The organism is Stenotrophomonas sp. GbtcB23 (assembly GCF_019091045.1).
GTDB lineage: Bacteria > Pseudomonadota > Gammaproteobacteria > Xanthomonadales > Xanthomonadaceae > Stenotrophomonas > Stenotrophomonas rhizophila_A.
Window position 1 is genome coordinate 1 of sequence record NZ_JAGXKC010000150.1, and the last position, 703, is coordinate 703.

Below are 703 nucleotides of genomic sequence, written 5' to 3' on the forward strand. Positions count from 1 at the left end.
CTTGGGCTCCCGGAATATCCCGGACGGCAACCAGCCACGTTCGTCCTTGCCGGGGTAAGCGCACTCGGGATTGAGCTGGAGGTCCTGAGTGAGAGGCTCGTAATCTTCGAAATGCTGCTCTCGGGTACAGGTAAGGAACTCTCTCTCGATATGGGGATCTCACCAAGTGGGAAAATTAGTATTGCGTTCGCCGAACTATCTGTTGTCGAGTGAAGTCGCAGGCTGGCGCACTCAGCTGGCTCAAATCTTGATCTGCGGCTCATCAGTCGGTCATAGATCTTGGGCTCAATTAAGTTCAGGGTGGAGGCGCCCATCGGGTCCAGGATGAGTTCGCGCACCAGCCAGCCGGGGCGTTCTATGATGATTCGGCTGTCCGCGTTGGTTCGACCTAGTTGGCGAGTCGCTGGACCTGAGGGAGTCAAGGGCCGTGGATTCGATGCACGAGGGGCCCCGCAGTCGCGGACCTCGTTGCAGGCTCGGCGGGAGTTCGCGATACGCAGCTCAGGTGCGCGTTCCAGCGATATCCCTCTTGGAGATCCTGGCCGCTCCTTGGTTGATTATTACTACGTACATGTGCTTCGACGAGATTCGGCGAGCTCGGAATGGCGGCAGGGCGATCCCGATCCCGGGCATTCGAGGGCGCCAGCGGGTGCGCTGGAGCTTGAGCCCGCAGGCTCTACGACGCTCTATGTGAAGAAATGGT

General features: G+C 59.2%; 1 protein-coding gene. It reads left to right on the forward strand.

Annotated elements, in window-relative coordinates; translation table 11 throughout:
- Positions 1–213, forward strand: a 213-nt coding sequence (locus KVS69_RS18535) for a hypothetical protein (protein WP_217539449.1), incomplete at its 5' end; no start/stop codon positions are given.
- Between the last annotated feature and the right edge of the window lie 490 nt (positions 214–703).